Genomic DNA, 25499 nt, shown 5'->3' on the forward strand with positions numbered 1-25499 from the left:
AAGCACAAAATGAACGTAACAGTAGAAAATACAAACGGAGAAATGATAGAGGTGACTATCGAGGTCTACAGCAACAAGCAGTTTGTAAGCTGTTGCGAAGCTGAAAATATGCAGGGAACTTATGCTAGAGCTAAAGATCCAGAAAGGAAACCGGGATCTGTCTATCAGCATAAAATAGTAAAAGCCTACATCGAGAAAGAAGCAAGAAAAAATGGTAGAGTTACCGCAGCGAATGCGCTTTGTTTATGTAGTAGATCGATTGAAGAATTTACCCAAAATAAGTACCAAAACAAACAAATCTTTTTTATTGAATTGATGAGCCAAACACCCTATGATTTGCAACATCATTATTTGATAGAGAAGTAACGAGGAGACACTTTTTTGCCCTAAAAAAGGAGAGTTTAATTTACATTAGAAGAAAACGGATTGGTGGGGACTAGGTCAAGCCAATCCGTTTTCTTTTTCTTTTTTTCTGAATTTTTTCAGGACCTGCTTGTTTAACAGCCCAAGTTTATGCTATTCGCTAATTAGACGCAGATCTGTAAAGTTTTCCTGTAAGATAATTGTGTTACTTTCTTTATCGTAACCAATACTTTCCAGGCTTACATCCTCATTATTTACGCTAGCCGATTTAATTTCGAAAGGCAATCCATGAAAAGTAACTTTCATTGTTTTTAGATTCGATTCGTAAGTGCCGGCAACGTGCTGCTGAACAATGATCTCTTTAGATTTACCCGTAAGTTTAAATGATCTTAGGTTAAAAAGTCCCATTTTATAATCATATCCATCATGATCGTCTTCGTAGTAAACCGAATTTTGTTTTCCATTTTTATAGTAAACATCTAAACTTAGTTCTTCGATCTCTAGCTCGTCTACATATTGCTGCACGGGATACTTAGGAATAATGGCTCCTTCTTTTACGAAAATAGGCATGCTATCCAAAGCAGCGTCTACCCAAAGTTCTTTTCCACCTTCAATAACGGCATCATTCCAGAAATTATACCATCGCCCGCGTGGAATATACATTCGGCGTCCCTGTACATTTGGTTCCTGGATTGGACAAACCAAAAAGTGATTTCCGAAGATAAATTCATCTGCACGATAATGTGTTTGTACATCTTCCTGATCGAAATAAACCAATGGTTTAAGAATAGGTACATTATCTTCACAATATTGATAAAATGCAGTGTATAAATAGGGAAGCAATTGATAACGCAACTCTACGAACTTACGTGTAATATCTAGCACTTCTTCACCAAAATACCATGGTTCCTGCTCTCCATGATCTCCAGAAGAATGCACGCGGCAAAATGGATGAAATACACCAAGCTGAATCCACCTGGTAAATAATTCGCCTGTTGGCTGATCTGCAAATCCACCAATATCGGTACCGGCAAAGCTAAAGCCACTCATCCCCAAACGCTGAATTTGAGTATTGGCCAACCATAAATGTTCCCAGCTGGCAAGGTTATCACCCGTCCAGGTAGAACTAAATCGCTGCCCACCCGAGTAACTGGCCCTGGTAATCGTGAAAGGACGTTTTGGGAAAATATATTTTTTTACTCCTTCGTAAGTAGCACGGGCCATCTGCATTCCATAGATATTATGTGCTTTACGGTGGCTACATCGATTCCCGTCGTAATCGTGTCTTACATCTAAAGGAAATGTTTTTCCCGGTACTTCCATAACAGCAGGTTCGTTCATATCATTCCAAACGCCTTTAATACCGGTTTCAGCAATTAAGGTTTTATAATGATCTGCCCACCATTCTCTAACTTCAGGATTTGTAAAGTCTGGGAAAACGCAGTTTCCAGGCCATACTTTTCCGCGCATATAAGGCCCATCTGCACGTTTACAGAAATAATCTTTCTCTAATCCGTCTGCAAAAATCTCGTATTTCTCATCAATTTTAATTCCCGGGTCGATGATTGCTACGGTTTTGAATCCGTCATCTTCCAGTTCTTCTACCATTCTTTTAGGCTCTGGAAAATAATCTTTATTCCAGGTAAAACATCTAAAGCCATCCATATAATCAATGTCCAGATACAAAGCATCACAAGGAAATTTATTGTCTCTAAATCCGGCAGCAAGTTCTTTTACTTTAGCTTCTGGATAATAACTCCATTTACTTTGATGGTAACCTAATGCCCACATCGGCGGTAATTCTGGTCTCCCGGTAAGATTGGTGTATTTTGTAACAACCTCGGCAATCTTTGGACCGTAGATAAAATAGTAATTCATCTCGCCTCCGTCTGCCCAAAAACTGGTAATGTGCCTGCGTTCGTGGCAAAAATCAAAATGCGTTTTAAAGGTGTTGTCGAAGAAGATCCCGTAAGCTTTTGCACTATGCAGGCCGATATAAAATGGGATTGTTTTATATAATTCTGGTAGATCTTTCCCAAAAGCATATTGATCTGTATTCCAGTTACTTAATCGCTTTCCTTTTAAATTGAAAGTAGTGGGTTTATCGCCAAGACCGTAAAAATTCTCGCCATCCATAGAGTTCTTACTCATTTTTACGTAGTTACCACCAAACTCAAAACTTTCTTCCCAGTGAAATCCAAGTTCGTCCTGAAGGATCAATTGATCTTCAAGATCGAACATTGCAGTTCTCATGTCAACTCTATTTATGCGACATTTTATTTGTTCTGTGGTTATCCAAATAAATTCTTCGTCTTCAGTAAGGTCTAAAACCGAGTAGCCATGAGATTGATCTTCATCTATGGCGTAAGAAAAATCATTTTCAAAAATTCCATCTGTAGCATACCTAAACCTAAGCATGCTGTCTCGCACTACAGTGATTATAAGTTGTACGCCATTTTCAGAAGTAAAACAAATAGAATCTCCGTTTTGCTCATAAGAAACCAATTTAGAGGGGAATAGGTTTCCTTTCTTTTCTAATTCTGTATTTGTAATCATATTCTAGGTATTAAAAACATTTAGGGATTTATTCTATGCTGAAAAAAACACTAGCCAGGGGAGGTACTGTAATTACTGCAGAATAATCTTTCCCGTGAAATGCCTGGTTTTCGATATTTAAAGGTTTATTTTTTACACCAGAACCTTCGTATTTAGAATTATCTGTGTTGAGGATCTCTTTTAATTTTCCTGGTTTTGGGACTCCTATGCGATAATCGTTTAAAACGGTAGGAGTAAAATTACAGATGATGATAAGATCATCTTTTTCTTCCTTTCCTTTTCGCAGATAGCATAATACTGAATTTTGGCTATCATCGTACGAGATCCATTCAAAACCTTCTGGGCTAAATTGCTTTTCGTATAAAGCCGGATATTTTTTATAGACTTTGTTGAGGTCTATTACAAGTGTATTTAAACCTTTATGAATTGGATATTCCAATAGACTCCAGTCTAAACTTGAGTTATAATTCCATTCGTTATATTGCCCAATTTCGCCTCCCATAAAAAGTAAATTATTTCCGGGGTGCGAATACATATAACCATACATTAATCTTAGGTTAGCAAAGCGTTGCCACTCATCTCCTGGCATTCGGCCTAAAAGTGAATTTTTACCGTAAACTACTTCATCATGACTTAATGGTAATGTGAAGTTTTCGCTAAATGCATAGGTAAGACTAAAGCTTATTTCGTTTTGGTGATATTGGCGATAAATACTATCCTTTTTAAAATATTCTAAGGTATCGTGCATCCAGCCCATCATCCATTTCATACCGAAGCCTAGTCCGCCTAAATAAATAGGTTTAGAAACACCTGAATAGGCTGTAGATTCTTCAGCAATGGTTTGCACACCTTCATAGCTTTGATAGACTTCCATATTCAGATCCTTCAGGAAAGAAATAGCTTCAAGGTTTTCATTTCCGCCGAAAATATTAGGTTCCCATTCTCCTTCTTCCCTAGAATAGTCCAGGTAGATCATCGAAGCTACAGCATCTACTCGTAGGCCATCAATATGATATTGGTCTAACCAAAAAATTGCATTGCTAATTAAAAATGAACGTACTTCGTTACGTCCATAATTAAAAATAAGACTTTTCCAATCTGGGTGATATCCTTTTCGACGATCGGGATGTTCGTATAAGTGAGAACCATCAAAACGCCCTAAACCATGATCGTCTTCAGGAAAATGCGAAGGAACCCAATCCATGATTACAGCGATGTTTTTACGATGAAAAGCATCAACCAGAAACTTGAATTCATCTGGAGTTCCAAAGCGCGAAGTTGGAGCAAAGTAACCGGTTACCTGGTAACCCCAGGAAGGATCGTATGGATATTCCATTACCGGCATAAATTCTACATGGGTATAGCCCATCTCTTTCACATAATTAACTAACTCATCTGCCATTTCGATATAGGAAAGCGATCTGTTTTCTTCCCATTTTCGTTTCCAGCTGGCTAAATGAACTTCATAAACTGATATTGGTTGATCCAGCGTATTTTTATTTTTTCGGCTATTAAGCCATCTTCTATCTTTCCATGGGTAATCGTCTTCCCAAACGATAGATGCAGTGGCAGGTGGATGCTCACATTTACGAGCGTAAGGATCGGCTTTTTCAGTCTTAATATTATCTATACAACTGGTGATTTTGTATTTATATCTGGAGCCTTTGCCAACACCGGGAATAAATCCTTCCCAGATACCGCTACTGTCCCATCTAACCGAGAGTTTATGTTCGTGCTCTGTCCAATAATTAAAATCTCCGATTACAGAGACTTCTTTAGCTGATGGTGCCCAAACTGCAAAATAAGTACCTATTACACCGTTAACTTCTATAATGTGTGAGCCTAGTTTTTCATAAATTCTGTAATGTTTACCTGCTTTGAATAGAGAAATGTCGAAATCTGTGAATAAAGAATAAAGCTGTACTTCCTGCTTCATAAGGGTCGTAATAATTGGTTAGTTTTTAATGAAGGTGGTTAGGCCTTCAAGATTATTTTATCCTGAAAAAATTAATAGGATAAACCTGTAATCTTGCCCTTAAATTAGTGTTTTAAATCTACATCCTGAAGTTTTTAAAGTAATATTAGCTTTTAATTAAAACTGAAGAGGGGAAATTAAGGTAGAATCTAAAACTGAAGCTTTATACTTGATTTTGAGTAAGCTGTGAAAACCTGGACTAAATAATACTAAATTTAATTCCCAGGTCCCTTATTTTTTTAGCCAGGCTGGGAGAAATTCCATTATCGGTAATGATCTGGTCGACTTGTTCTATGGCGCAAATTCTGCCAAAACTCTTTTTTCCGAATTTAGAAGAATCTGCTAAAATAATGGTGCGTTGCGAAGATTTCATCATTTTTTGATTCAACAAGGCTTCTTCCAGACTGGTTGTGGTACAGCCATATTCCAAATCGATACCATCTACTCCTAAAAATAATTGATTGCAAGAAATGTGCTCTAAAATATGTTCAGCATAATGCCCAGTAACCGAGGAAGAAGTATGTCTTAAATTACCACCAAGTTGAATCACCTGTATATTTTGATGATTCAATAGTTCTAAAGCAACATTTAAAGATGAGGTTATAACGTTTAGGGCTCCTTTATTAGTTATAGATTTTGCTAATTGCTGAACCGTGGTTCCAGAAGCGATCATGATAGAATCGTTATCTTTTATCAATTTTGCTGCTTCTTTCGCAATATCAGATTTTTCCATTACCGAGATTTTTTCTTTCTCGTTTACCGGTCTGTCATTGATGTATGGATTTTCTAAAGAAGCACCACCATGGGTTCTAAACAAAAGACCTTTGTCTTCCAGTAATTTTAGATCTTTTCTAATCGTAACTGCCGAAACATTAAGCTCTTCGCAAAGTTCTGAAACTTCTACGTGTTGCTCGTGATTAAGTTTGTCTAAAATTAGTTGGTGTCTTTTCATAACTAAAATAATGGCCTTTACAAATGTATAAAATTAGCTGCTTTAAAGCGTTTTTCTAAAACGAAAGAAAGTGAAATAAAACCTATAATTATATAAATTTTAAGGGAATATATAGCTTCATGAGCTTTCATTAACACTTTCGTTTATTTTCTTTAACTAATATTTTCTTTCGTAATGTTTCGTTTTGAGATAATTTTATTATTTTAGCTGAAAATTAGAAGATTCCAAATTATGGGTGCTAAAAATATATACTCAAGAAAATCATTGGTCAATTCGGCTAAATCTGTTGAAAAATGGGATGTGATCGTGATCGGTGGTGGAGCAACAGGATTAGGTGTTGCTTTAGATAGTGTTACCAGAGGTTATAAAACCTTATTGTTAGAGCAGGTAGATTTTGCTAAAGGAACTTCGAGTAGAAGTACAAAGCTTGTTCACGGTGGAGTAAGATATTTAGCCCAGGGAAATATAGATCTTGTAAAAGAGGCTTTATATGAAAGAGGGCTTTTAAGTAAAAATGCGCCTCACCTAGTAAAGAATCAGAGTTTTATTATTCCTAATTATAGATGGTATGAAGGGATGTTTTACACGGTAGGACTTAAAGTATATGATTTTCTTGCTGGTAAATTAAGCTTAGGAAAATCACTTCATATTAATAAAAAGGAAACAATGAATCGTCTAGAAACGATTCGTAGAGATAAATTAAAAGGCGGTGTTGTTTACAAAGATGGTCAGTTCGATGACTCTCGTCTTGCTGTAAACGTTGCACAAACTTGCGTAGAGCAAGGGGCTTCAGTGCTTAATTATTTTAAAGTAAATAATCTGGTGATCGACGAGAATCAGATCAAAGGGGTTTCAGCAAAAGATATGGAAACGGGCGAAAACCATCAATTCTTTGGAGATGCGGTGATCAATGCAACCGGGGTATTTACCGATGAGATCTTAAGAATGGAAAATCCAGATGCTCGAAACATGGTAAAACCTAGCCAGGGAGTACATTTGGTTTTTGATAAATCTTTTCTTCCGGGAGATGATGCGATCATGATTCCAAAAACTGAAGATGGAAGAGTTTTATTTGCTGTGCCATGGCATGATAAAGTAATTGTTGGTACGACAGATACACAGTTAGATGAGCATAGCCTCGAGCCGGTAGCACTAGAAGAAGAAATAGAATTTATTCTTAAAACCTTCAATAACTACCTGGAAAAGCAAGTAACAAGAGATGACGTAAGAAGTATTTACGCAGGTTTAAGACCACTTGCGGCGCCAAAAGGCGGTTCAGAAAAATCTAAGGAGATTTCAAGAAGTCATAAAGTCTTAGTGTCCAAAACCGGTTTGATTACGATCACCGGAGGTAAATGGACTACTTTTAGAAGGATGGCCCAGGATACTGTCGATAAAGCTATAGCCTTAGGTAAATTACCTAAAAAAGAGTGTAAAACTGTGGATCTTAAGATTCATGGGGCAAAGGAAAATCCAGATTTGTCGAATCACTTATATATCTACGGAAGTGATCAGCCAGAAATTCAAAATTTGATAAAAGAAGATCAATCTTTAGGAGAAAAGCTTCATCCTAGATTAGATTTTCTAAAAGCTGAAGTTGTTTGGGCAGCACGTCACGAACTAGCGAGAACGGTAGATGATGTTCTGGCCAGAAGGGTAAGAATGTTATTTATGGATTCTAAAGCCGCTATCGAGTGTGCTCCAGAAGTTGCTAAAATATTAGCTAAAGAACTAGAAAAGGATGATGTATGGGTAGAAAAACAAATAGCTGATTTTAAAGAGATAGCATCACACTACACTATCTAAAATCTAAAAATAGAAACCAATTATTAATCAAGATAGCTCTCGGGTTTTTCCCGGGAGCCTGGGATTACTCATTTTTTAATGAGCCCAAATTAAATAAAAGTAGTTATGGATCAATACATGTTAGCCCTGGATCAGGGTACTACCAGCTCTCGCGCAATCCTTTTCGATAAGAAAGGTACGATTGTGTCTGTAGCTCAAAAGGAATTTACGCAATATTTTCCAAAACCGGGATGGGTAGAACACGACCCAAGCGAAATCTGGTCAACTCAGGCTGGTGTAGCTGCAGAAGCCACAACAAAGCATGGGATGAACGGAAAAAACATTGCTGGAATCGGTATTACAAATCAGCGCGAAACCGTTGTAGTTTGGGATAAGAATACTGGAAATCCTGTTTATAATGCAATTGTTTGGCAGGATAAAAGAACTTCAGAGTATTGTGATGAGTTAAAAAAGAATGGAAAAGCAGACCTAATTAAGAAAAAGACTGGGCTCGTTATCGATTCTTATTTCTCTGGAACTAAAGTGAAATGGATTCTGGATAATGTTGAAGGAGCCAGAGAAAAAGCAGAAGCCGGTGATCTTATTATGGGAACCATCGATACCTGGCTTATTTGGAATTTCACTAAGGGAGAATTGCACGTAACCGATGTAACCAACGCGTGTCGTACGTTGTTCTTCAATATAAATACCATGGATTGGGACGACGAATTATTAGAAATTTTCGATGTGCCAAGAAGTATGCTGCCAGAAGTTAAAGATTCTAGCGAAGTTTACGGGCATACCAAAACCACCGTTTTTGCATCAAAAATTCCTATTGCTGGGATTGCTGGAGACCAGATGGCTGCATTATTTGGACAAATGTGTACTAAAAAAGGGATGGTTAAAAATACCTATGGAACTGGTTGTTTCATGTTAATGAATATCGGTGAAGAACCAATCGTTTCAGAAAATAACTTACTTACTTCTGTAGCCTGGAGAATCAACGGGAAAACAGAATACTGTTTAGAAGGTTCGATCTTTATTGCTGGAGCGGTTGTGCAATGGCTTCGAGATGGTTTAGGAATTATTAAAAGATCATCTGATGTAGAAAATCTTGCCGGATCTGTAGATAGTACAGATGGGGTTTATTTTATTCCAGCATTTTCTGGTTTAGGAGCGCCACATTGGAATCAAAAAGCTCAGGGAACCATGTTCGGAATCACCCGTGGAACAACAGACGCTCACATAGCAAGAGCTTCTTTAGAAGCGATAGCATATCAAACTATGGATATTCTTAAAGCTATGGAAGCAGATAGCGGTATCGATATTAAGCAACTTCGTGTAGATGGAGGGGCTTCAGTGAACGATATGCTTATGCAATTTCAAAGTGACGTTTTAGATACCCAAACTGTACGTCCAGAAATTACAGAAACTACGGCGCTTGGTGCAGCTTACCTTGCTGGTTTAGCTGTTGGTTACTGGGATAGTATGGAAGAGATCGAAGAGATCTGGCAGGTAGAAAAAGAATTTCAGCCAACAGAAAATCAGGATGCTGTACAAGATGGAATCAAAGGTTGGTATAAAGCTGTAAAAGCTTTAGAAGAGTGGACTAAACTTTAATTTGTAATAAGATATGACACCATTTATTGCAGAAGTTTTAGGAACAGCTATACTTATCCTTTTAGGAGGTGGAGTAGTTGCCAACGATATTTTAAACGGAACCAAAGGTAAAGGCGGCGGTTGGGTTAGTATTACCACAGCCTGGGGGCTTGCCGTATTTGCCGGAGTTGTAATTGCAGGACCTTATAGCGGTGCACATTTAAACCCCGCCGTTACACTTGGTCTTGCTATTGGAGGATTATTTCCATGGGCAGATGTACCTACTTATTTAGCCGGTGAATTTTTAGGAGCAATGATAGGATCATTCTTCGTATATGTGATGTATAAAGATCATTTTGATGCTACAGAAGAAGGCGGTTTGAAAAGAGCTGTTTTTTGTACAGACCCGGCAATCCCAAATAACTTCAGGAACTTAATGAGCGAGATTCTTGGAACCTTTGTTTTGGTAATTTCGGTATTTTATTTTGCCGATGCTTCTTTTGAAAGCACTGGAGGATCTACAACAAAAGTTGGACTTGGAGCCATTGGAGCAATCCCTGTTGCATTTATCGTTTGGGGAGTAGGACTTTCTTTGGGAGGAACAACTGGATATGCAATTAATCCTGCTCGTGATCTTGGACCTCGAATTGTTCATGCACTTTTGCCTATTAAAGGAAAGATCGATAGCGGTTGGGGATATGCATGGATTCCTATTGTTGGGCCAATTATTGGTGCAGCAATAGCAGCTGGACTGTTTTTAATTTTAGGTAAATAATGCTATGAAAAAGATAAATTTTATTTTTCTGCTGGCAGTTTTGTTGGCGGGTAAGGTTTCTCATGCTCAGGTTAGCGAAGAGAATATCGTGGAAGAGCGTAATGAAGAAGAGGTGGAAGATGATTCTAAGTTATTCCATTTTAATCTTCAGCTTAAAAACATGCACCTTTGGAAAGGTTTACATGTTACCGATGCACCAATGACGGCAGTCGATCTTAATTATACTTCTAAAAACGGATTTTTTAAAGCCGGAGTTTGGGGTGGTAGAGGTTTCAATGGCGATTATACCGAGTTTGATTATTATGTAAGTTTTATGCACAATGGATGGTCTTTGGCCATTTGGGATATTAATAATTATAGTGATTTTCCAGATGCTAAGATTTTTGATTATGATCGTAGCGCAACTTCACATTTTATAGATGTGACGTTAGCATATCAATTTCAAAAAGTACCATTAAAATTATCCTGGAGCACCATTGTGCAGGGTAGGGATACTTTTATAAATGACGAAGGGCAATTAAGAAATGCATATTCAAATTACGTAGAAGCCAGTTATGTTATTTTAGATAAAAGCAACTGGTCTTTATCTGGATTGGTTGGAGGATCATGGTCTTTTGCACCGCAGGAAGCTCATTTTTATGGAGACGAACCTGGCATAACCAACGTAGGATTTATCTATAATAGAGACCTTAATATTTTCGATAAATTCACCCTTCCTGTGTCTGCTACGGCTAGTTGGAACCCGGTACAGGATTATGGTGCTATTCAGGTTGCTTTTAATTTGTTTTAGGTTCTGATTACCAGTTAATTAAATTAATTTATTTCTTAGTTGAAAAAGAGTTTTATTCGCTGATTTTCACTTAAATTTGAAGTAAAGAAAAGATAATATCCTCATAAAGTTTATTTATGAGGATTCTTTTAATTTACTGTACGAATTGATGAAATTCGGGTTTGAAAAAGATGGGAAATATTTGCTATGAAAATTTATGATTTCGATATAAAAACTGCCGGTGGGCAGTCTCTTCAATTTAAAGATTTTAAGGACCAACCGATTTTGGTTGTGAACACCGCAACAAAATGCGGACTTACCCCACAGTTCGAAGGTCTGGAAAAACTTTATCAGGATTACAAAAGTAAAGGTTTAGTAGTTATTGGTTTTCCTTGTAATCAATTCGCAGGGCAAGAGCCGTTATCTAACGAAACTATGGAAGAAACCTGCAAGCTCAATCACGGAGTAACTTTTCCGCTTACTCAAAAAATAGAGGTGAACGGTAGTGGAACTCATCCTATATTTAAATATCTTAAACAGTCTTTGCCAGGAACTTTAGGCAAAAGAATTAAATGGAATTTTACAAAATTTCTAATTGCTCCCAATGGTGAGCCTTATAAAAGGTACGCCCCAACAACTTCACCAGAAAAAATAGAAAAGGATATCCAAAAACTTCTAAAATAGCGCAGAATGACTACTAAATCTACCCTTAGCTTAAACGAACAGCTTTGTTTCCCTGTTTATGGTTCTACCCGAATTATTTCAAGACTTTATCAGCCTGTTTTGGCAAAACTTCAGTTAAGTTATCCAGAATATTTGGTGATGTTGATGCTATGGGAGAATAACGAAGTGAATATTGGCCAAATTCGAAGACAGCTTTATTTAAATAAGGAGAGTTTGATGCCGATTCTAAACGGACTTCAGCAAAAATCTTTTATCACGCTTCAGGATGAGGATCCAGATACACTAGAAACTAAAGTTAGCATAACTACAACCGGGCAGGCCCTAAAATCGAAAGCAAAACGAATTCCGTTTTCTTTATCCAGAGTGCTTAATACGCCAGTAGAAGAATTGGGAAGCATGCAATTGCTTATTAAAAACTTTTTGAGCCGTTTCGAAAAGAAGAAATAATATTCGATGATTTTCGGTTACTTTTTTCTAGATCGATTTTAGAAGAATTAATGCTGAAATTATAGAATTTCAGGTTTAAATCTAAAATAATACCTTGCGGCCATGAAAGTGGATAATCTAGAACAAGGTTTCTTCGGGATTGGAATTCAGAATGGAAAAACTCCTGAAAATTTAGGCGTATTATGGCGTTCTGCCCAAAATATGGGGGCAAGTTTTATTTTTACCATTGGTAATCGCTATGCAAAGCAGGCTTGTGATACGCATAAAGCAGTAGGAGCGATGCCGTATTTTCATTACGAGACTTTTGAAGATTTTTATGCGCATTTACCCAAAGGCGCTATGTTAGTTGGGGTAGAATTAGATGAAAAGGCCCAGGATTTAGAAACTTTTGAGCATCCTCGCCGTTGTGTGTATCTTTTAGGAGCCGAGGATCACGGCCTTTCTAAACAAGCTATAGAGAAATCTCATTTTTTAGTGAAATTCAAGTCGACTTTAAGTTTAAATGTTTCGGTTGCAGGTAGTATTATCATGTACGATCGAAGTGCAAAAATATAATTATCCCTTTCATTTTTATTAAAAATAAATTTATCCTGAAATTATCGAATTTCAGCAATAATTAGTTAATCGATTTACTTCCCTATTTTCCTTGATGTTTTAATACATTTTTCTTAATACTTTCTTTAAATTAGCGACGACTAAATAAAAATTTTAAAAATGAAATATTTTTCAAAGGCTGTTCTCGCCTTAGCTTTCACAGGAGCTTTTAGCTTTATGTCTCAGGCTCAGGAAGTAGTAGGGAGCAATCAGCAGGATTTTGATGAATTTATGAATCGTACCGGTAATCGTTACCGTTCAGCTTCAGGAGTTCCAGGACCAGATTACTGGCAAAATGAAGCCGATTACGAAATTAAAGCAACTTTAGACGACGAGGCACATACGTTAAGTGGTAAAATCACTCTTTCGTATACCAATAACAGTCCAGATGAATTACCTTTTATCTGGTTATATTTAGAGCAAAACCGCTTTACAGAAAATTCACGCGGAACTTTAACTACTCCAATTGGCGGCAATCGATATAATGGAGATGTAGATGGTGGTTACGAAATTTCTAATCTTCAGGCGAAAACTGGAAGAAGTACTTCTTCAAAACATATTATAAATGATACCAGAATGCAGGTTTGGTTCGAAGAGCCAATAAAAGCAAATGGTGGTAGTGCAACAGTTTCTATGAATTTTACCTATAAAATTCCTGTAAAAGGAATGGATCGTATGGGAAGATTAGATGTAGAAGATGGTACGATCTACGCAATGGCGCAATGGTATCCTCGTACAGCTGTTTACGATGATATCGAAGGTTGGAATGTTGAGCCATATCTTGGTGCTGGAGAGTTTTATTTAGAATATGGTGATTTTGATTACGAGATCACTGCACCTTGGGATCATATTGTTGTAGGTTCTGGTGAATTAGTGAATGAGCGTCAGGTACTTTCATCTAAAATGAGAGAGCGTTTAGATAAAGCCAGAAAAAGTGACGAAACTGTAACTATTGTTGGTGAAGACGAAATTAAAGATGCGTCTTTAAGAGCCAAACAGGAAGGAACACTTACATGGCATTTCGAAATGGAAAATTCTCACGATATTGCATTTGCTTCTTCTAATGCATTCATTTGGGATGCTGCAAAGATCGATTTGCCAAGCGGTAAAGATATCTTAGCACAATCTGTATATCCAAAAGAAAGTGCAGGTAATGACGCATGGGGAAGATCTACAGAATATAGTAAACATTCAATAGAGAATTACTCTAACAGATGGTTTGAGTTCCCTTGGCCGGTAGCTACTAACGTTGCTGCTGAAATTGGAGGAATGGAATATCCTGGTCTTAACTTTTGTGGTTGGAGAAGTAAAGGAGCTTCACTTTGGGGAGTTACAGATCACGAATTTGGTCACAACTGGTTCCCAATGATCGTAGGATCTAACGAAAGAAGATACGCATGGATGGATGAAGGTTTTAATACCTTTATTAACTATTACAGTACTCAGGAATTTGGGGAATACCCAACAAGCCTTAACAAAACCAGAAATATGACAGGTTGGTTTAAGTCTGAAACTCATGAGGGAATCGATACATATCCAGATGTAGCGAATCTTAGAAATCTTGGAATGGTGGCTTATTACAAGCCAGCCGTTGGATTGTATATGCTAAGAGAATATGTTTTAGGTCACGAAAGATTTGATAATGCATTTAAATCTTACATCAAAACCTGGGCATACAAACATCCTCAACCAAAAGATTTCTTTAATCATATCGAAAATGTAGCAGGCGAAAATCTATCATGGTTCTTTGGTAGCTGGTTCTACGGAACAGGAAATATCGATCTTGCTATTGAAGGTATCCGTGGAAATAGAGAAGGAAAAGGTTTCATTATCAATCTTGCAAATAAAGGTGAAGTGCCAATGCCGGTTAAGTTGAAGATCACTTATCAGGATGGTTCTTCAGAAGATCTTACGCTTCCTGTAGAGATCTGGCAGCGTGGTGACACCTGGAGCCATTTAGTGGAAACAGATAAAGCTCCAAAAAGTATCGAGATCGATCCAGATAAGATCTTACCAGATGTAGATTATTCTAATGATAGCTGGCCAGGAGAGTCATTCTATCAAAACTAGAATAACTTTAATCATATCATAAAAAATCTCGGCATTGCCGGGATTTTTTTGTTTACTCGATAATCAAGATTAAATGCTCCGAGGCTTGGCTCTATACAAAGACTATTTTATTTTAATTTGATATTCGATGATTTTAGACAAAGCTATTTTTTAGTAAACATCTGCTTTTCTTTGATAAGCTTGGTTACAGTTTCGGGGAGCATCTCTTCCCAGCCGCTTTTACCTTCTAAGATCATTTCGTGGATCTTTCTGGAGTTGATGTCTAAAGATTGCTCTTCAAAATCTGTAATATCGATAATGCGATCGTTCTGTTTAAAGAAATTATATAAACCACGAGTATTGTTATTTACCCTTAAGTTTTTGGTAGATAAAATTTCTCCCGTTTCTTCGTCTTTGGCCGGATAAAGGTAAATATTCACGTTTCTGGCAAAAAGAATCCCGAAAGCCTCTAAAATGCCGCCGCTTAATTCTTTGTAATATTTATCGTCAAAAATATCAATTAGCGTGGTTACGCCCATTGTAAGCCCAATCTGCTCTGAAGTAAACTGAGCAAAATAATCTACAACTTTATAATATTGCTGAAAGTTAGAGATCATTACCGTATGCCCCAAAGCGCAAAGAAGATCGGCGCGGTTTAAAAAGTCCTTCTCATCAATTTCATCACCTTCAGCCTTCAGGTTAAAGAGTGTCATTTCGAAGATAACCTCCGTAGCAGCTCGTTCTACTTCATGTTCTTTCATAAACATTTGCAATGATTTTTCGTACATGCTAATATTTACGTTGGTCACCGGTCTAAAACTTCCGCGTAGTGTAAGAATATTCTTTTTATACAATACATTTGCCGGCAGCACATTATTCCCGGAAGGAGCAAACATCACCGCATCGGTCATGCCATTTCTAACCAGCTGCAAACTCATTAAGCGATTGTCTACATCTTTAAAAGTTGGGCCTGTAAAATTGATCGTGTCAATTTCAATTTTATCAGGGCTTAAATGATCATATAAATGTTTTAAAAGTGTTTTTGGATCGTCATGATGATAATAAGCGGCATAAATTAGGTTTACGCCCATGATCCCAAGACTTATTTGCTGTTGTGCTGCCTTATTTTCGTGTAGCTGCACATGCATAATAATTTCATTGTATTCTTCCTTTGGCGCTGTTTGAAATCTAATTCCTATCCAACCATGACCTTTATATTTTTTTGCCCAATCTATAGTCGCAACCGTATTTGCAAAACTAAAAAAGAGTTTATTGGGATGCTTTAAGCGAGAGATCCGTTTTTCAATAAGTCCGGTTTCGTAAGCCATCATAGCTTTTAGGCGAGGTTCGGTAACATATCTTTTAGCCGGTTCTGCGCCATAAATTGCATCACTAAAGTCCTTATCGTAGGCACTCATCGTTTTTGCGATCGTACCGGTAGGATTTGGCGCTCTAAAGAAGTTTCTTACGGTTTCCTGGCCGGCACCAATTTCGGCAAAAGTTCCGTAGATATTTTCATTAAGATTGATGCGTAGGGCTTTATTCTGAATAGAAGTTACATTATTAAACTCCTTGTCTCCCTGAACGTTAATTGGCATAGATTAGACCTTTAGGCATTCTTTGCTTAAAAATACAATTATTCTGAAGAGTGTATTGCAAAGCTATGTTAGATATTTTATAATATTTTTTGATGATCGAGCGTTAAATAAAGAAACTCAATCTATAACATCTATTAAAATTCTAAATTTGTGTAACAGTATTTTACTCGATAATCGAGATTAAATGCTCTGAGGCTTGCCTCGATACAATGGCGATTTTCAAAAAAATGCCTCAAGGGCTTGCTCTAAGGTAGTTTACTGTAAACCTCATTTAGATAGTTCATCTAACTTACTAAAACCATGATCAAAATGCGAACATTAATTATTAAGGCGCTTTTATTAATTTCGTCTAGCGTATTTAGTCAGCAATTAGAATTTTCTGCCGTGCTGGCCGATGCCCAGACCAAAGAGATTATTCCTTTTGCAACCATTCAGTATGGAGAAAATAAAGGAGTAGTTACTAACGACGAGGGAGTTTTTGTACTTCCCGAAGGAACTTCAGCAGAAACAAAAATTAAAATATCTTCTCTTGGGTACGAGGAAACCGAGATTTCTGTTTCAGCTTTAAAGGATACGCTGTTTATTAAGCCGTCATCTATAGCCTTAACCGAGGTTTTTCTTTCTGATAAAGATCTAAGTGGCGAAGAAATATTAGAGCGGGTTTTAGCTAAAATCGACTCGAATTATAATTTCGAGCTTTCAAAGAAACGCTTTTTTTACAGAAGCTCTTTTTTCAACAATATTAGTCGTTTAGATATGGAAGTTGAAGAAAGCACTATCCCAGAGATTGACCAGAAATTTGTGAACAATGCGCTTAGCCAGATTCCGCGATATGTAGATAGTTATACTGAATATCTTGGTGATTTCTACGGAAATTATGAAGAGCAAAAAATTCAGCCTATAAAAATAGCTAATCTCTACAATCCAACTAACGAGGAAGGTGTTGAGGAACTGGGCGAGCGTTTAGAGCAAATTATTAAAGACAATCTGGGAGAAGACACGTACGTAAAAGTAAAATCGGGTCTTTTGGGCGTAAAAATGGATAGTGAAGAATTTCTTGAAGATATGGAAGCTGCCGAACCCAAAGAAAAAACACCCGAAGAAAAAGTAAAAGACAGCATAAAACGCTACGAAAATATCACAAAAGGACTTCAAAGACGAATTGGTAATAACTTAAATTCTATGTTTTGGAAAGAAGATCTCACTTTAGATGTTTTTGAAAAATCAAGGAAATACGAATTTGATGTGGCAGGTTATACTCAAATTGGAAATGATATAGCTTACGTTATTAATTTTGAACCAAAGCGTGGTGCCGATTTTAAAGGAAAAATGTTTGTAAGCACCGAGGATTTTGGACTATATCGCCTGGATTACGAAAATGTAAAACCCTTAAAGAAATTCAAGCTTTTTGGGGTGAGCAATAAAGAAGATGTATATAGCGGGAAGATGATCTTTGCTAAAAATGAAAGCGGAAAATACAATCCTAAATACATCGAAAGAAGTGCCGGCAATACCTTTGGTGTAGATCGACCTTTAACTCTACTGGTTAAAAAAGGAAGTTGGATCTGGAACAAGCGTCTTAAAGAATTAGACCTGGAAATGGATATTATCGCCAGTAATGTTTCCAAATCACAATGGATCATTTATGATGACGAAAGTTTAAGTAAGGATGCGTATGCATCTTTAGAAACCAATAATAATTTCGACTATAAGAAATTTAAAAAATATAATGCCGAATTCTGGGATGGATATAATATCATGGAACCTAACGAAGCGATTAAATCCTTCAGTTCTTTAGACGAATCTGAAGAAACAGAATAGAGAGTTTTCAATCCAGAAAAAAAAGGGCTTCAAACTATCGAATTTCGATATTTTGAAGCCCTTTTTTTATTTAGTAAGAGAAATCTATTGCACCTTATCGGTAACTACTCGGTACGTAGGATCTTCTATAATATTTACTTCAATAATAGCATCGGCATTGCTTAATAATTGTCTGCAATCCTGGCTAAGATGTCTTAAATGTAGTTTTTTGCCTTGTTTTGCATAACGCTCGGTTAATTTATTCACGGCTTCGATACCAGACATGTCTACGATTCTACTTTCAGAAAAATCTACGATCACTTCTTCTGGATCGTTTAAAACATCGAATTTTTCATTAAAAGCGGTGGTAGAACCAAAGAAAAGTGGTCCGTAAATCTCATAGTGTTTTACACCATTTTCATCAATACGTTTTCTTGCACGAATTCGTTTTGCGTTATCCCATGCAAAAACCAATGCCGAGATAATCACTCCAATAAGTACAGCAAGAGCAAGATTGTGAAGTAGAATGGTGATTAAAGTCACCACAACCATCACAAAAATATCGTGTTTAGGCATTTTATTAAGCGTTTTAAAACTTGCCCATTCAAAAGTTCCAAAAGCTACCATAATCATTACGCCGGTAAGTGCAGCCATTGGTAATAATTCGATTACCGGGGCACCAACAAGAATAATCACCAAAATAGTAATTGCAGCGATAATTCCTGAAAGTCTGGCGCGAGATCCAGATGATAAATTTACCAGCGTTTGTGCCAACATTGGGCAACCACCCATGCCAAAGAAAAATCCATTAGCAATATTTGCGGTTCCCTGTGCAACACATTCTTTATTACTACGGCCGCGGGTTCCTGTAATTTCGTCTACCAGGTTTAGGGTAAGTAAACCTTCAGTTAATCCAACCGCTGCCATTATAAGTCCGTATGGGAAAATGATCTTCAGTGTTTCTAAAGTTAGTGGTACTTGGGGAATATGAAACGGAGGTAAACTTCCGCTTACCGAAGCGATATCTTTAACCTGTTTAGTGTCAATTCCGAAGAAATAAACGATCGCGAAAACAACCAATATCGCTACTAAAGATGGCGGTACTGCTTTGGTGATCTTTGGAAAAACCAAAATAATTGCGATAGTTAGAGCTACAAGAGCAAGCATAATTAAAAGCGGGCTGCCGGTTAACCATTCGGCTTCACCATTTACCATTACTTTAAATTGCTCCAATTGTGCCGAAAAAATAATAACGGCCAGACCATTTACAAAACCAAACATTACGGGCTGTGGCACCAATCGTATAAACTTACCAAGCCTAAAAACACCAACCCCAATTTGAATTATTCCGGCCATGGCTACTGCTGCAAAAACATATTCTAAACCATGCGAATTCATTAAAGCGATTAAAACAACCACCGTTGCACCGGCACCACCAGAAACCAAACCTGGGCGTCCACCAAAGATAGCGGTGATTAGTCCCATAATAAATGCAGCGTATAACCCTACCAATGGCGGGAAATCTGCAAGAATAGCGAAAGATAAAGACTCTGGGATCATCGTCATTGCTACGGTTAGCCCAGCCAGAATCTCGGTTTTATAATTCACTTTTTGGGAGAAATCAAAGAGATTGAAAACTTGTTTCATTTTTAAATGTTTTGCGTTTTAATCCTGATATTTAAACCCTTAGGCTTAAATTTAAGAAGCCGCAAAATTATAGAATTAAATTTAATAAGAAAGGATAGCGCTTAAAAGCCTTCAAATTTTAATGGTATCGTAATATAAAATACTGGTAATTATGTAATTCGCATCAAAATTTTATGATCTTAGAACTTGCTTTTCAGGTTTTTTTCAAATTATACCTTGGTTTTAGGATGCAGCAATTAAATAAAATACCTTTGTAAAAAATTCAGTATGGCACATAAGGCAGGTTTTGTAAATATTATAGGAAACCCAAATGTTGGGAAATCTACGTTAATGAATGCGTTTGTAGGGGAACGTTTATCGATCATAACCTCTAAAGCACAAACCACGCGACATCGAATCTTAGGGATCGTGAACGGTGAGGATTTTCAGGTGATCTTAAGTGATACCCCGGGAATTATCAAGCCAGCATACCAACTACAGGAATCGATGATGGATTTCGTTAAATCTGCTTTCGAGGATGCCGATATTTTAGTGTATATGGTAGAAATTGGTGAACGAGAATTAAAAGATGAGTCATTTTTTAATAAGATCATCAATGCCGATATTCCTGTTTTATTATTGCTGAATAAAATAGATAAATCTAACCAGGAGCAACTGGAAGAGCAGGTTGGTCTATGGAAGGAAAAAGTGCCAAATGCTGAAATCTATCCAATCTCTGCTTTAGAAGGTTTTAATGTTTCTGAAGTTTTTAGTAGGATCGTAGAATTACTTCCAGAAAGTCCTGCATTTTATCCTAAAGATAGTCTTACCGATAAGCCAGAGCGTTTTTTCGTGAACGAAATTATTCGTGAAAAGATACTGATGCATTATAAAAAAGAGATTCCTTATTCCGTAGAAATAGATACTGAAGAGTTTTTTGAGGAAGAAAATATTATAAGAATGCGAAGTATCATCATGGTAGAGCGCGATACCCAAAAAGGAATTATTATTGGGCATAAAGGAAATGCATTAAAACGGGTGGGAGTAGAAGCTCGTAAAGATCTCGAAAAGTTTTTTGGGAAACAGGTGCATTTAGAATTATACGTAAAAGTGAATAAGAATTGGCGAAGTAACGACCGGCAATTGCGTCGTTTTGGATATTCTAAGGACTAATTTTATATAGCTGATATTCGATAAATTAAGTCTCTTTTTTAAACTTGGTTTTTATTGGCACCGCCAAAGGCTATAATACCCCGAGGCTTTCCTCTAAATTGAAAATTTGTTTCCAACGAATGCCTCGAGGGCTTGCCCAAGGTAGTTTACTGGTGCATAAGTTGAAGTGCTTTCTGAGCACAATTTGAGACTATAGCATAAAATACCTATTTAAATTCCTGAAACATTATTGTTTAAAGTTCGGTTGTTAAATACTACCTTTGCCAATAATTTTTAGATATGAGTGGTATTGTTGCTATCGTAGGAAGGCCTAATGTTGGGAAATCTACTTTTTTTAACCGTTTAATCCAACGTCGTGAGGCGATTGTAGATTCTGTAAGCGGTGTTACCCGTGATCGTCATTATGGGAAATCAGACTGGAATGGTCGTAAATTCTCTTTGATCGATACTGGTGGTTACGTAATTGGTAGTGATGATGTTTTTGAATCTGAAATCGATAAGCAGGTAGAACTGGCGATCGACGAAGCCGATGTTATAATTTTTATGGTAGATGTCGAATCTGGTATTACACCAATGGATGAAGATGTTGCCATATTACTTCGAAAAGTAAACAAACCAGTTTTTCTTGCCGTAAACAAAGTAGACAATAACAAGCGTTTAGAGAATGCGGTAGAGTTCTATGCTTTAGGTCTGGGAGATTATTTTCCTATTGCCAGCACAAATGGTAGTGGTACGGGAGATCTTTTAGATGCTGTTATCGAATCTTTACCAGAAGAGACTTATAAAGAAGAAAGTGAGTTACCAAGATTTGCGGTGGTAGGAAGACCTAATGCCGGTAAATCATCTTTTATAAATGCATTAATTGGGGAAGAGCGTTATATCGTGACAGATATTGCAGGAACCACCAGAGATTCTATCGATACCAAATACAATAGATTTGGATTTGAATTTAACCTGGTAGATACTGCAGGTATTCGTAGAAAGTCCAGGGTAAAAGAAGATTTAGAGTTTTACTCTGTAATGCGATCTGTAAGAGCCATCGAAAATGCAGATGTTTGTTTACTTGTTTTAGATGCTAATCGTGGTTTTGATGGACAGGTACAAAATATCTTTTGGTTAGCACAACGTAACCGTAAAGGAATTGTGATCCTTGTAAATAAATGGGATTTGGTAGAAAAAGAAACCAATACCATGAAAACTTACGAGCAAATGATTCGTAGGGAAATAGAACCATTTACAGATGTGCCTATCATATTTATGTCGGTTCTAAACAAACAACGTATTTACAAGGCAATAGAAACCGCTGTGAAGGTTTATGAGAACAGAAGCAAAAAGGTGAAGACAAGAGAACTTAATGATATAATGCTTCCTATTATCGAAAATAATCCGCCACCGGCGTACAAAGGTAAGTTCGTGAAAATTAAGTTTTGTACACAGTTACCAACGCCTCAGCCGCAATTCGCGTTCTTCTGTAATCTTCCGCAGTATGTAAGAGATCCTTACAAACGTTATATAGAGAACAAGCTTAGAGAAGAATTCGATTTTAAAGGGGTGCCTATCGCGGTTTATTTCAGAAAAAAATAAAAGAAAAATACTTCTTAAATAGATAAAGGATTTTTAATATCTAGAAGATATTAAGAATCCTTTTTTAGTTAAATTTTAGATTTTTTTGATGTTTTATTAAACGTTTTTGGTTTTGTGCAGTCTAAAATCATAGAAGCTCACACCACATAATTAGAATTAAAACCTAAACCGAAAATTTAAAACATCGATCAATGAAATTTTATCTTGTTGTCGCGTTCCTTTTTATCAGCGCGATAAGTTTTTCTCAGGAGTTTGAAATGACTGGGAAAGTTTTGGATCCAGAAGGGAATCCACTTCAATCTGCTACCGTTTATGTAGAAAAGCCTTCAGATAGTACTTTAGTGACCTATACTATTTCTGAAGCTTCAGGAAACTTTATGCTTTCAGGTAAATCTAAAGAAGAGCGTTTAAATCTCTTAGTTTCTTATGCCGGCTTCAAACCGTTTAGGAAAGTGATAGAAATTAAAGAGGGAACTCAAAACGTTGGTGAGCTTAAGTTAGAACTTCAGGATAATCAATTAGGAGAAGTAACCGTTGTAGCTTCCAGACCACCTTTAACTTTAAAAAAGGATACCTTAGAGTTTAATGCTGATAGTTTTAAGACCAGGCAAAATGCAAATCTTGAAGAATTACTAGAAAAATTACCAGGTGTAGAAGTAGATTCAGATGGTGCGATCACTATCAATGGGAAACCGGTATCGAGCATAAAGGTAAATGGTAAAGAATTTTTTGGAGACGATCCACAGATCGCTACCAAGAACCTACCGAAGGAAATTATTGAAAAGATCCAGGTTTCTAATCAAAAAACCAGATCTGAAGAATTTACGGGAAAAGCTGGAGATCCAGACAATAAAACCATAAATATTACCCTTAAAGAAGATAAGAATAAAGGATATTTTGCCAGAGCTACTGCTGGTGGCGGTACTAACGATAGATACGAGCTTAGCGGTATTGCTAATATGTACAAAGATGATATGCGTTTGAGTATTCTTGCAAGTTCTAACAATATCAATAGCTCTGGTTTTAGTTTTGATGAGGTTTACGGTATGATGGGTGGATCTGGCGCACGCTCTGTTTTTGGCGGAGGTGGAGGCGGTGGAATCACTAAAGCCGAAACTGCCGGAGCAAATTATACGAACGAGTGGAACGATAAATACGAACTTAATGGCGATTATTTCTTCGGAAGAAATGATACCAGGCAGGAAACATCTATCCAAAGACAAAATATCTTGCCAGATCAAACATTCTTTGTAAACTCCAATAGCTTTAGTGATCTCGTAAACGATAGTCACCGTGCGAATGCAAGATTCGAAATAGAATTCGATACACTAACGCAACTTTCTATTTCGCCAAGATTTACGGCTAATACAGGTTTTTCTGAAAGAGGAAGCTCATCAGAACGATTAAATGAAGATGGGGAGTTGGTAAATAATTCTTTAACATCTGAATCTGAAGATATTTTTAGCAATAGCTTTAGTAATAATATCGATTTTGTAAAGCGTTTTGGAAGCCGCGGAGCTTATCTTCAATTAGAATTCCGAAACTCTTATGATACTCAGGAGAACGATAATTATTTTTATTCTGAAAGTTTTGATTATCGCGATGGGGAAGAAATTGCCAGAATTCAGGATCAATTTATAGATGAAGATTCCAATAGTGAGAATTATTCCTTTGGCGTATCGCAACGTAGTGTTTTATCAGACGACCTGTTCTTAGATCTTGCGTATAATTTTTCATCGAATAACGATGAGAATGATCGCTTTGTTTACGAGGCAGATGCTAACGGAAATTATACCGTGATCAACGATACTTTAAGTAGTGATTTTGAAGTGAAAAGTAGACAGCATCGACCAAATGCCGGGATTAATTACGAAGGTGATGTATGGCGAGTAGATACCAATATTGGTCTTTTAAATACCACTTTAGAAAATAACAATTTCCTGTCTGAAACTTCTTTTAACAATTCCTATAACAACCTTTATGTAAGAGCGCGTGTGCGTTATGAAGTAGAGCGTTCTAAAAGTTTATCAATAGATTATTCTACAGATGCAAATGTACCTTCTTTAAGGCAATTACAACCAGTTGTAGATCGTACTAACCCAAATAACATCGTTACGGGTAACCCTAATCTAAGACCTTCTTACAGTCATAATATTCGTGCGGGATACCGTAATTTCGATTTCTCTAAGCGTAGTGGAATATTTAGCTATTTTAACATGAGCTTTACAGAGAATAGTGTGGTAGCCAGAACGATCACAGATACAACAGATTTCTCCAGGACTACAACTTATACCAATGTCGATGGAGCGATGTCTGCCAACCTAGGGATTTTCTACAACAAGCAAAAGAAAAACGAAAATAGTGAATTTAGATATCGATTGTCACTAAATGGGCGTTACGATAAGAATGTCGGTTTTTCCAATGAAGAGAAATTTAATTCTGAAAACGTGACCATTGAGCCTAGGGTTAGATTTACATATGCAATGGATGATGTAATTGAATTAAATCCAAACATTGGAATTGAATACAATAATTCAAGTTACAGTATAAACACGCTTAACGATCAAGAGTTTGTTAATCAACGCGCAGGCATTGAAGTAACCACTTACTGGCCTAAGAATGTGGTTTTTGGCAACGATATTTCTTATAATAAATTCGGAAATGTTTCTTCGGAATTTGATAATACTTCCATCATGTGGATCACCAGTTTAGGATACCAATTTTGGAACGAGAAAGCCAATATTAAGCTGAAGGTTTATGATGTATTAGACCAGGTGATCAATACCAGAAGACAAATAGGTGGCGATTACATCCAGGACGTTGATAATTTAGTGCTTGAGCAATATGCAATGCTGAGCTTTACTTATAACCTGAAGAATTTTGGAGGACAAAGCTTTGGGGGTAGAGGAGGAAGAAGAGGCCCACCAAGATAGTCTGTTAAATAAAAGCATTTAAAAAAGCCCAATCTTAGATCTAAGATTGGGCTTTTTTGTACGTATTTTTGGATATATTTTATTGGCGCAGCCAAAGGGTATAATACCCAAGAGGCTTGCCTCGAAATTAAAATTTTTTTTCCAACGAATGCCTCGAGGGCTTGCCCCGGGGTAGTTTACTTCTTAAAGAGAAAATATAAAATTTATCGAGCAGCTTTTTGCTTGCTAGGCATTTAA

Annotated in this window: 18 protein-coding genes; 13 read left to right on the forward strand and 5 right to left on the reverse strand. The window is 36.8% G+C overall.

Annotated features, from left to right (window positions below; genetic code table 11):
• Positions 1–9 precede the first annotated feature (9 nt).
• Positions 10–366 (forward strand): hypothetical protein, encoded by a 357-nt coding sequence (locus BM201_RS05210; protein ID WP_092540291.1) that lies wholly within the window; start codon positions 10–12, stop codon positions 364–366.
• 150 nt (positions 367–516) lie between these two features.
• Here BM201_RS05210 and BM201_RS05215 read toward each other — a convergent pair whose 3' ends face one another.
• The 3 genes from BM201_RS05215 to BM201_RS05225 all read right to left on the reverse strand — a co-directional run bounded on the left by BM201_RS05215 (position 517) and on the right by BM201_RS05225 (position 5846).
• The gene (locus tag BM201_RS05215) at positions 517–2919 is read right to left on the reverse strand and encodes a glycoside hydrolase family 31 protein (RefSeq protein WP_092540292.1); all 2403 of its coding nucleotides are present in this window, start codon (positions 2917–2919) and stop codon (positions 517–519) included.
• Positions 2920–2947: 28 nt separating this feature from the next.
• Positions 2948–4855, reverse strand: a complete 1908-nt coding sequence (glgB, locus tag BM201_RS05220) for a 1,4-alpha-glucan branching protein GlgB (protein ID WP_092540293.1) — start codon at positions 4853–4855, stop codon at positions 2948–2950.
• Between the two features lie 238 nt (positions 4856–5093).
• On the reverse strand, positions 5094–5846 hold the full coding sequence (locus BM201_RS05225; RefSeq protein WP_092540294.1) for a DeoR/GlpR family DNA-binding transcription regulator: 753 nt from the start codon (positions 5844–5846) through the stop codon (positions 5094–5096).
• A 231-nt stretch (positions 5847–6077) separates the two neighbouring features.
• Here BM201_RS05225 and BM201_RS05230 point away from each other — a divergent pair, with 231 nt between their 5' ends.
• The 8 genes from BM201_RS05230 (at position 6078) to BM201_RS05265 (ending at position 14569) form a co-directional block, all read left to right on the forward strand.
• Positions 6078–7652, forward strand: coding sequence for a glycerol-3-phosphate dehydrogenase/oxidase (locus BM201_RS05230; RefSeq protein WP_092540295.1), 1575 nt, complete (start codon positions 6078–6080; stop codon positions 7650–7652).
• Positions 7653–7757: 105 nt separating this feature from the next.
• Entirely contained in the window at positions 7758–9251 is a 1494-nt protein-coding gene (gene glpK, locus BM201_RS05235) for a glycerol kinase GlpK (RefSeq protein WP_092540296.1), read from the forward strand.
• A 13-nt stretch (positions 9252–9264) separates the two neighbouring features.
• Complete coding sequence (locus tag BM201_RS05240) at positions 9265–10005, forward strand: MIP/aquaporin family protein (protein WP_092540297.1); 741 nt, start codon at positions 9265–9267, stop codon at positions 10003–10005.
• A gap of 4 nt (positions 10006–10009) precedes the next feature.
• Positions 10010–10795: a hypothetical protein gene (locus BM201_RS05245; RefSeq protein ID WP_092540298.1), complete on the forward strand. Its 786-nt coding sequence runs from the start codon at positions 10010–10012 to the stop codon at positions 10793–10795.
• 186 nt (positions 10796–10981) lie between these two features.
• Complete coding sequence (locus BM201_RS05250; RefSeq protein ID WP_092540299.1) at positions 10982–11458, forward strand: glutathione peroxidase; 477 nt, start codon at positions 10982–10984, stop codon at positions 11456–11458.
• A gap of 6 nt (positions 11459–11464) precedes the next feature.
• The gene (locus tag BM201_RS05255) at positions 11465–11905 is read left to right on the forward strand and encodes a MarR family winged helix-turn-helix transcriptional regulator (protein ID WP_092540300.1); all 441 of its coding nucleotides are present in this window, start codon (positions 11465–11467) and stop codon (positions 11903–11905) included.
• A 102-nt stretch (positions 11906–12007) separates the two neighbouring features.
• A complete protein-coding gene (locus BM201_RS05260) occupies positions 12008–12460 on the forward strand; it encodes an RNA methyltransferase (protein WP_092540301.1) in 453 nt (150 codons plus the stop codon).
• A 159-nt stretch (positions 12461–12619) separates the two neighbouring features.
• The gene (locus BM201_RS05265) at positions 12620–14569 is read left to right on the forward strand and encodes a M1 family metallopeptidase (RefSeq protein ID WP_092540302.1); all 1950 of its coding nucleotides are present in this window, start codon (positions 12620–12622) and stop codon (positions 14567–14569) included.
• A 143-nt stretch (positions 14570–14712) separates the two neighbouring features.
• Here the strand turns inward: BM201_RS05265 and BM201_RS05270 are convergent, their stop codons facing one another.
• Positions 14713–16146 (reverse strand): nicotinate-nucleotide adenylyltransferase, encoded by a 1434-nt coding sequence (locus tag BM201_RS05270; RefSeq protein ID WP_092540303.1) that lies wholly within the window; start codon positions 16144–16146, stop codon positions 14713–14715.
• Positions 16147–16455: 309 nt separating this feature from the next.
• Here BM201_RS05270 and BM201_RS05275 point away from each other — a divergent pair, with 309 nt between their 5' ends.
• On the forward strand, positions 16456–17967 hold the full coding sequence (locus tag BM201_RS05275) for a carboxypeptidase-like regulatory domain-containing protein (protein ID WP_175486982.1): 1512 nt from the start codon (positions 16456–16458) through the stop codon (positions 17965–17967).
• 84 nt (positions 17968–18051) lie between these two features.
• Here BM201_RS05275 and BM201_RS05280 read toward each other — a convergent pair whose 3' ends face one another.
• Positions 18052–19593 (reverse strand): SulP family inorganic anion transporter, encoded by a 1542-nt coding sequence (locus BM201_RS05280; RefSeq protein ID WP_092540305.1) that lies wholly within the window; start codon positions 19591–19593, stop codon positions 18052–18054.
• Between the two features lie 267 nt (positions 19594–19860).
• Between BM201_RS05280 and era the strand changes: the two genes are divergently transcribed.
• The 3 genes from era to BM201_RS05295 all read left to right on the forward strand — a co-directional run bounded on the left by era (position 19861) and on the right by BM201_RS05295 (position 25262).
• Complete coding sequence (era, locus tag BM201_RS05285; protein WP_092540306.1) at positions 19861–20745, forward strand: GTPase Era; 885 nt, start codon at positions 19861–19863, stop codon at positions 20743–20745.
• A gap of 279 nt (positions 20746–21024) precedes the next feature.
• Positions 21025–22329, forward strand: a complete 1305-nt coding sequence (der, locus tag BM201_RS05290; RefSeq protein ID WP_092540307.1) for a ribosome biogenesis GTPase Der — start codon at positions 21025–21027, stop codon at positions 22327–22329.
• A 191-nt stretch (positions 22330–22520) separates the two neighbouring features.
• On the forward strand, positions 22521–25262 hold the full coding sequence (locus BM201_RS05295; protein WP_092540308.1) for an outer membrane beta-barrel protein: 2742 nt from the start codon (positions 22521–22523) through the stop codon (positions 25260–25262).
• The last annotated feature ends 237 nt before the right edge of the window (positions 25263–25499 follow it).

Origin of the sequence: Zunongwangia mangrovi (assembly GCF_900112105.1) — a bacterium.
GTDB classification, from domain to species: Bacteria; Bacteroidota; Bacteroidia; order Flavobacteriales; family Flavobacteriaceae; genus Zunongwangia; species Zunongwangia mangrovi.

Coding starts and splice junctions, on each gene's coding strand:
- BM201_RS05210 (WP_092540291.1), top strand. CDS start 10: ATGAACGTAACAGTAGAAAATACAAACGGAGAAATGATAGAGGTGACT.
- BM201_RS05215 (WP_092540292.1), bottom strand. CDS start 2,919: ATGATTACAAATACAGAATTAGAAAAGAAAGGAAACCTATTCCCCTCT.
- glgB (WP_092540293.1), bottom strand. CDS start 4,855: ATGAAGCAGGAAGTACAGCTTTATTCTTTATTCACAGATTTCGACATT.
- BM201_RS05225 (WP_092540294.1), bottom strand. CDS start 5,846: ATGAAAAGACACCAACTAATTTTAGACAAACTTAATCACGAGCAACAC.
- BM201_RS05230 (WP_092540295.1), top strand. CDS start 6,078: ATGGGTGCTAAAAATATATACTCAAGAAAATCATTGGTCAATTCGGCT.
- glpK (WP_092540296.1), top strand. CDS start 7,758: ATGGATCAATACATGTTAGCCCTGGATCAGGGTACTACCAGCTCTCGC.
- BM201_RS05240 (WP_092540297.1), top strand. CDS start 9,265: ATGACACCATTTATTGCAGAAGTTTTAGGAACAGCTATACTTATCCTT.
- BM201_RS05245 (WP_092540298.1), top strand. CDS start 10,010: ATGAAAAAGATAAATTTTATTTTTCTGCTGGCAGTTTTGTTGGCGGGT.
- BM201_RS05250 (WP_092540299.1), top strand. CDS start 10,982: ATGAAAATTTATGATTTCGATATAAAAACTGCCGGTGGGCAGTCTCTT.
- BM201_RS05255 (WP_092540300.1), top strand. CDS start 11,465: ATGACTACTAAATCTACCCTTAGCTTAAACGAACAGCTTTGTTTCCCT.
- BM201_RS05260 (WP_092540301.1), top strand. CDS start 12,008: ATGAAAGTGGATAATCTAGAACAAGGTTTCTTCGGGATTGGAATTCAG.
- BM201_RS05265 (WP_092540302.1), top strand. CDS start 12,620: ATGAAATATTTTTCAAAGGCTGTTCTCGCCTTAGCTTTCACAGGAGCT.
- BM201_RS05270 (WP_092540303.1), bottom strand. CDS start 16,146: ATGCCAATTAACGTTCAGGGAGACAAGGAGTTTAATAATGTAACTTCT.
- BM201_RS05275 (WP_175486982.1), top strand. CDS start 16,456: ATGCGAACATTAATTATTAAGGCGCTTTTATTAATTTCGTCTAGCGTA.
- BM201_RS05280 (WP_092540305.1), bottom strand. CDS start 19,593: ATGAAACAAGTTTTCAATCTCTTTGATTTCTCCCAAAAAGTGAATTAT.
- era (WP_092540306.1), top strand. CDS start 19,861: ATGGCACATAAGGCAGGTTTTGTAAATATTATAGGAAACCCAAATGTT.
- der (WP_092540307.1), top strand. CDS start 21,025: ATGAGTGGTATTGTTGCTATCGTAGGAAGGCCTAATGTTGGGAAATCT.
- BM201_RS05295 (WP_092540308.1), top strand. CDS start 22,521: ATGAAATTTTATCTTGTTGTCGCGTTCCTTTTTATCAGCGCGATAAGT.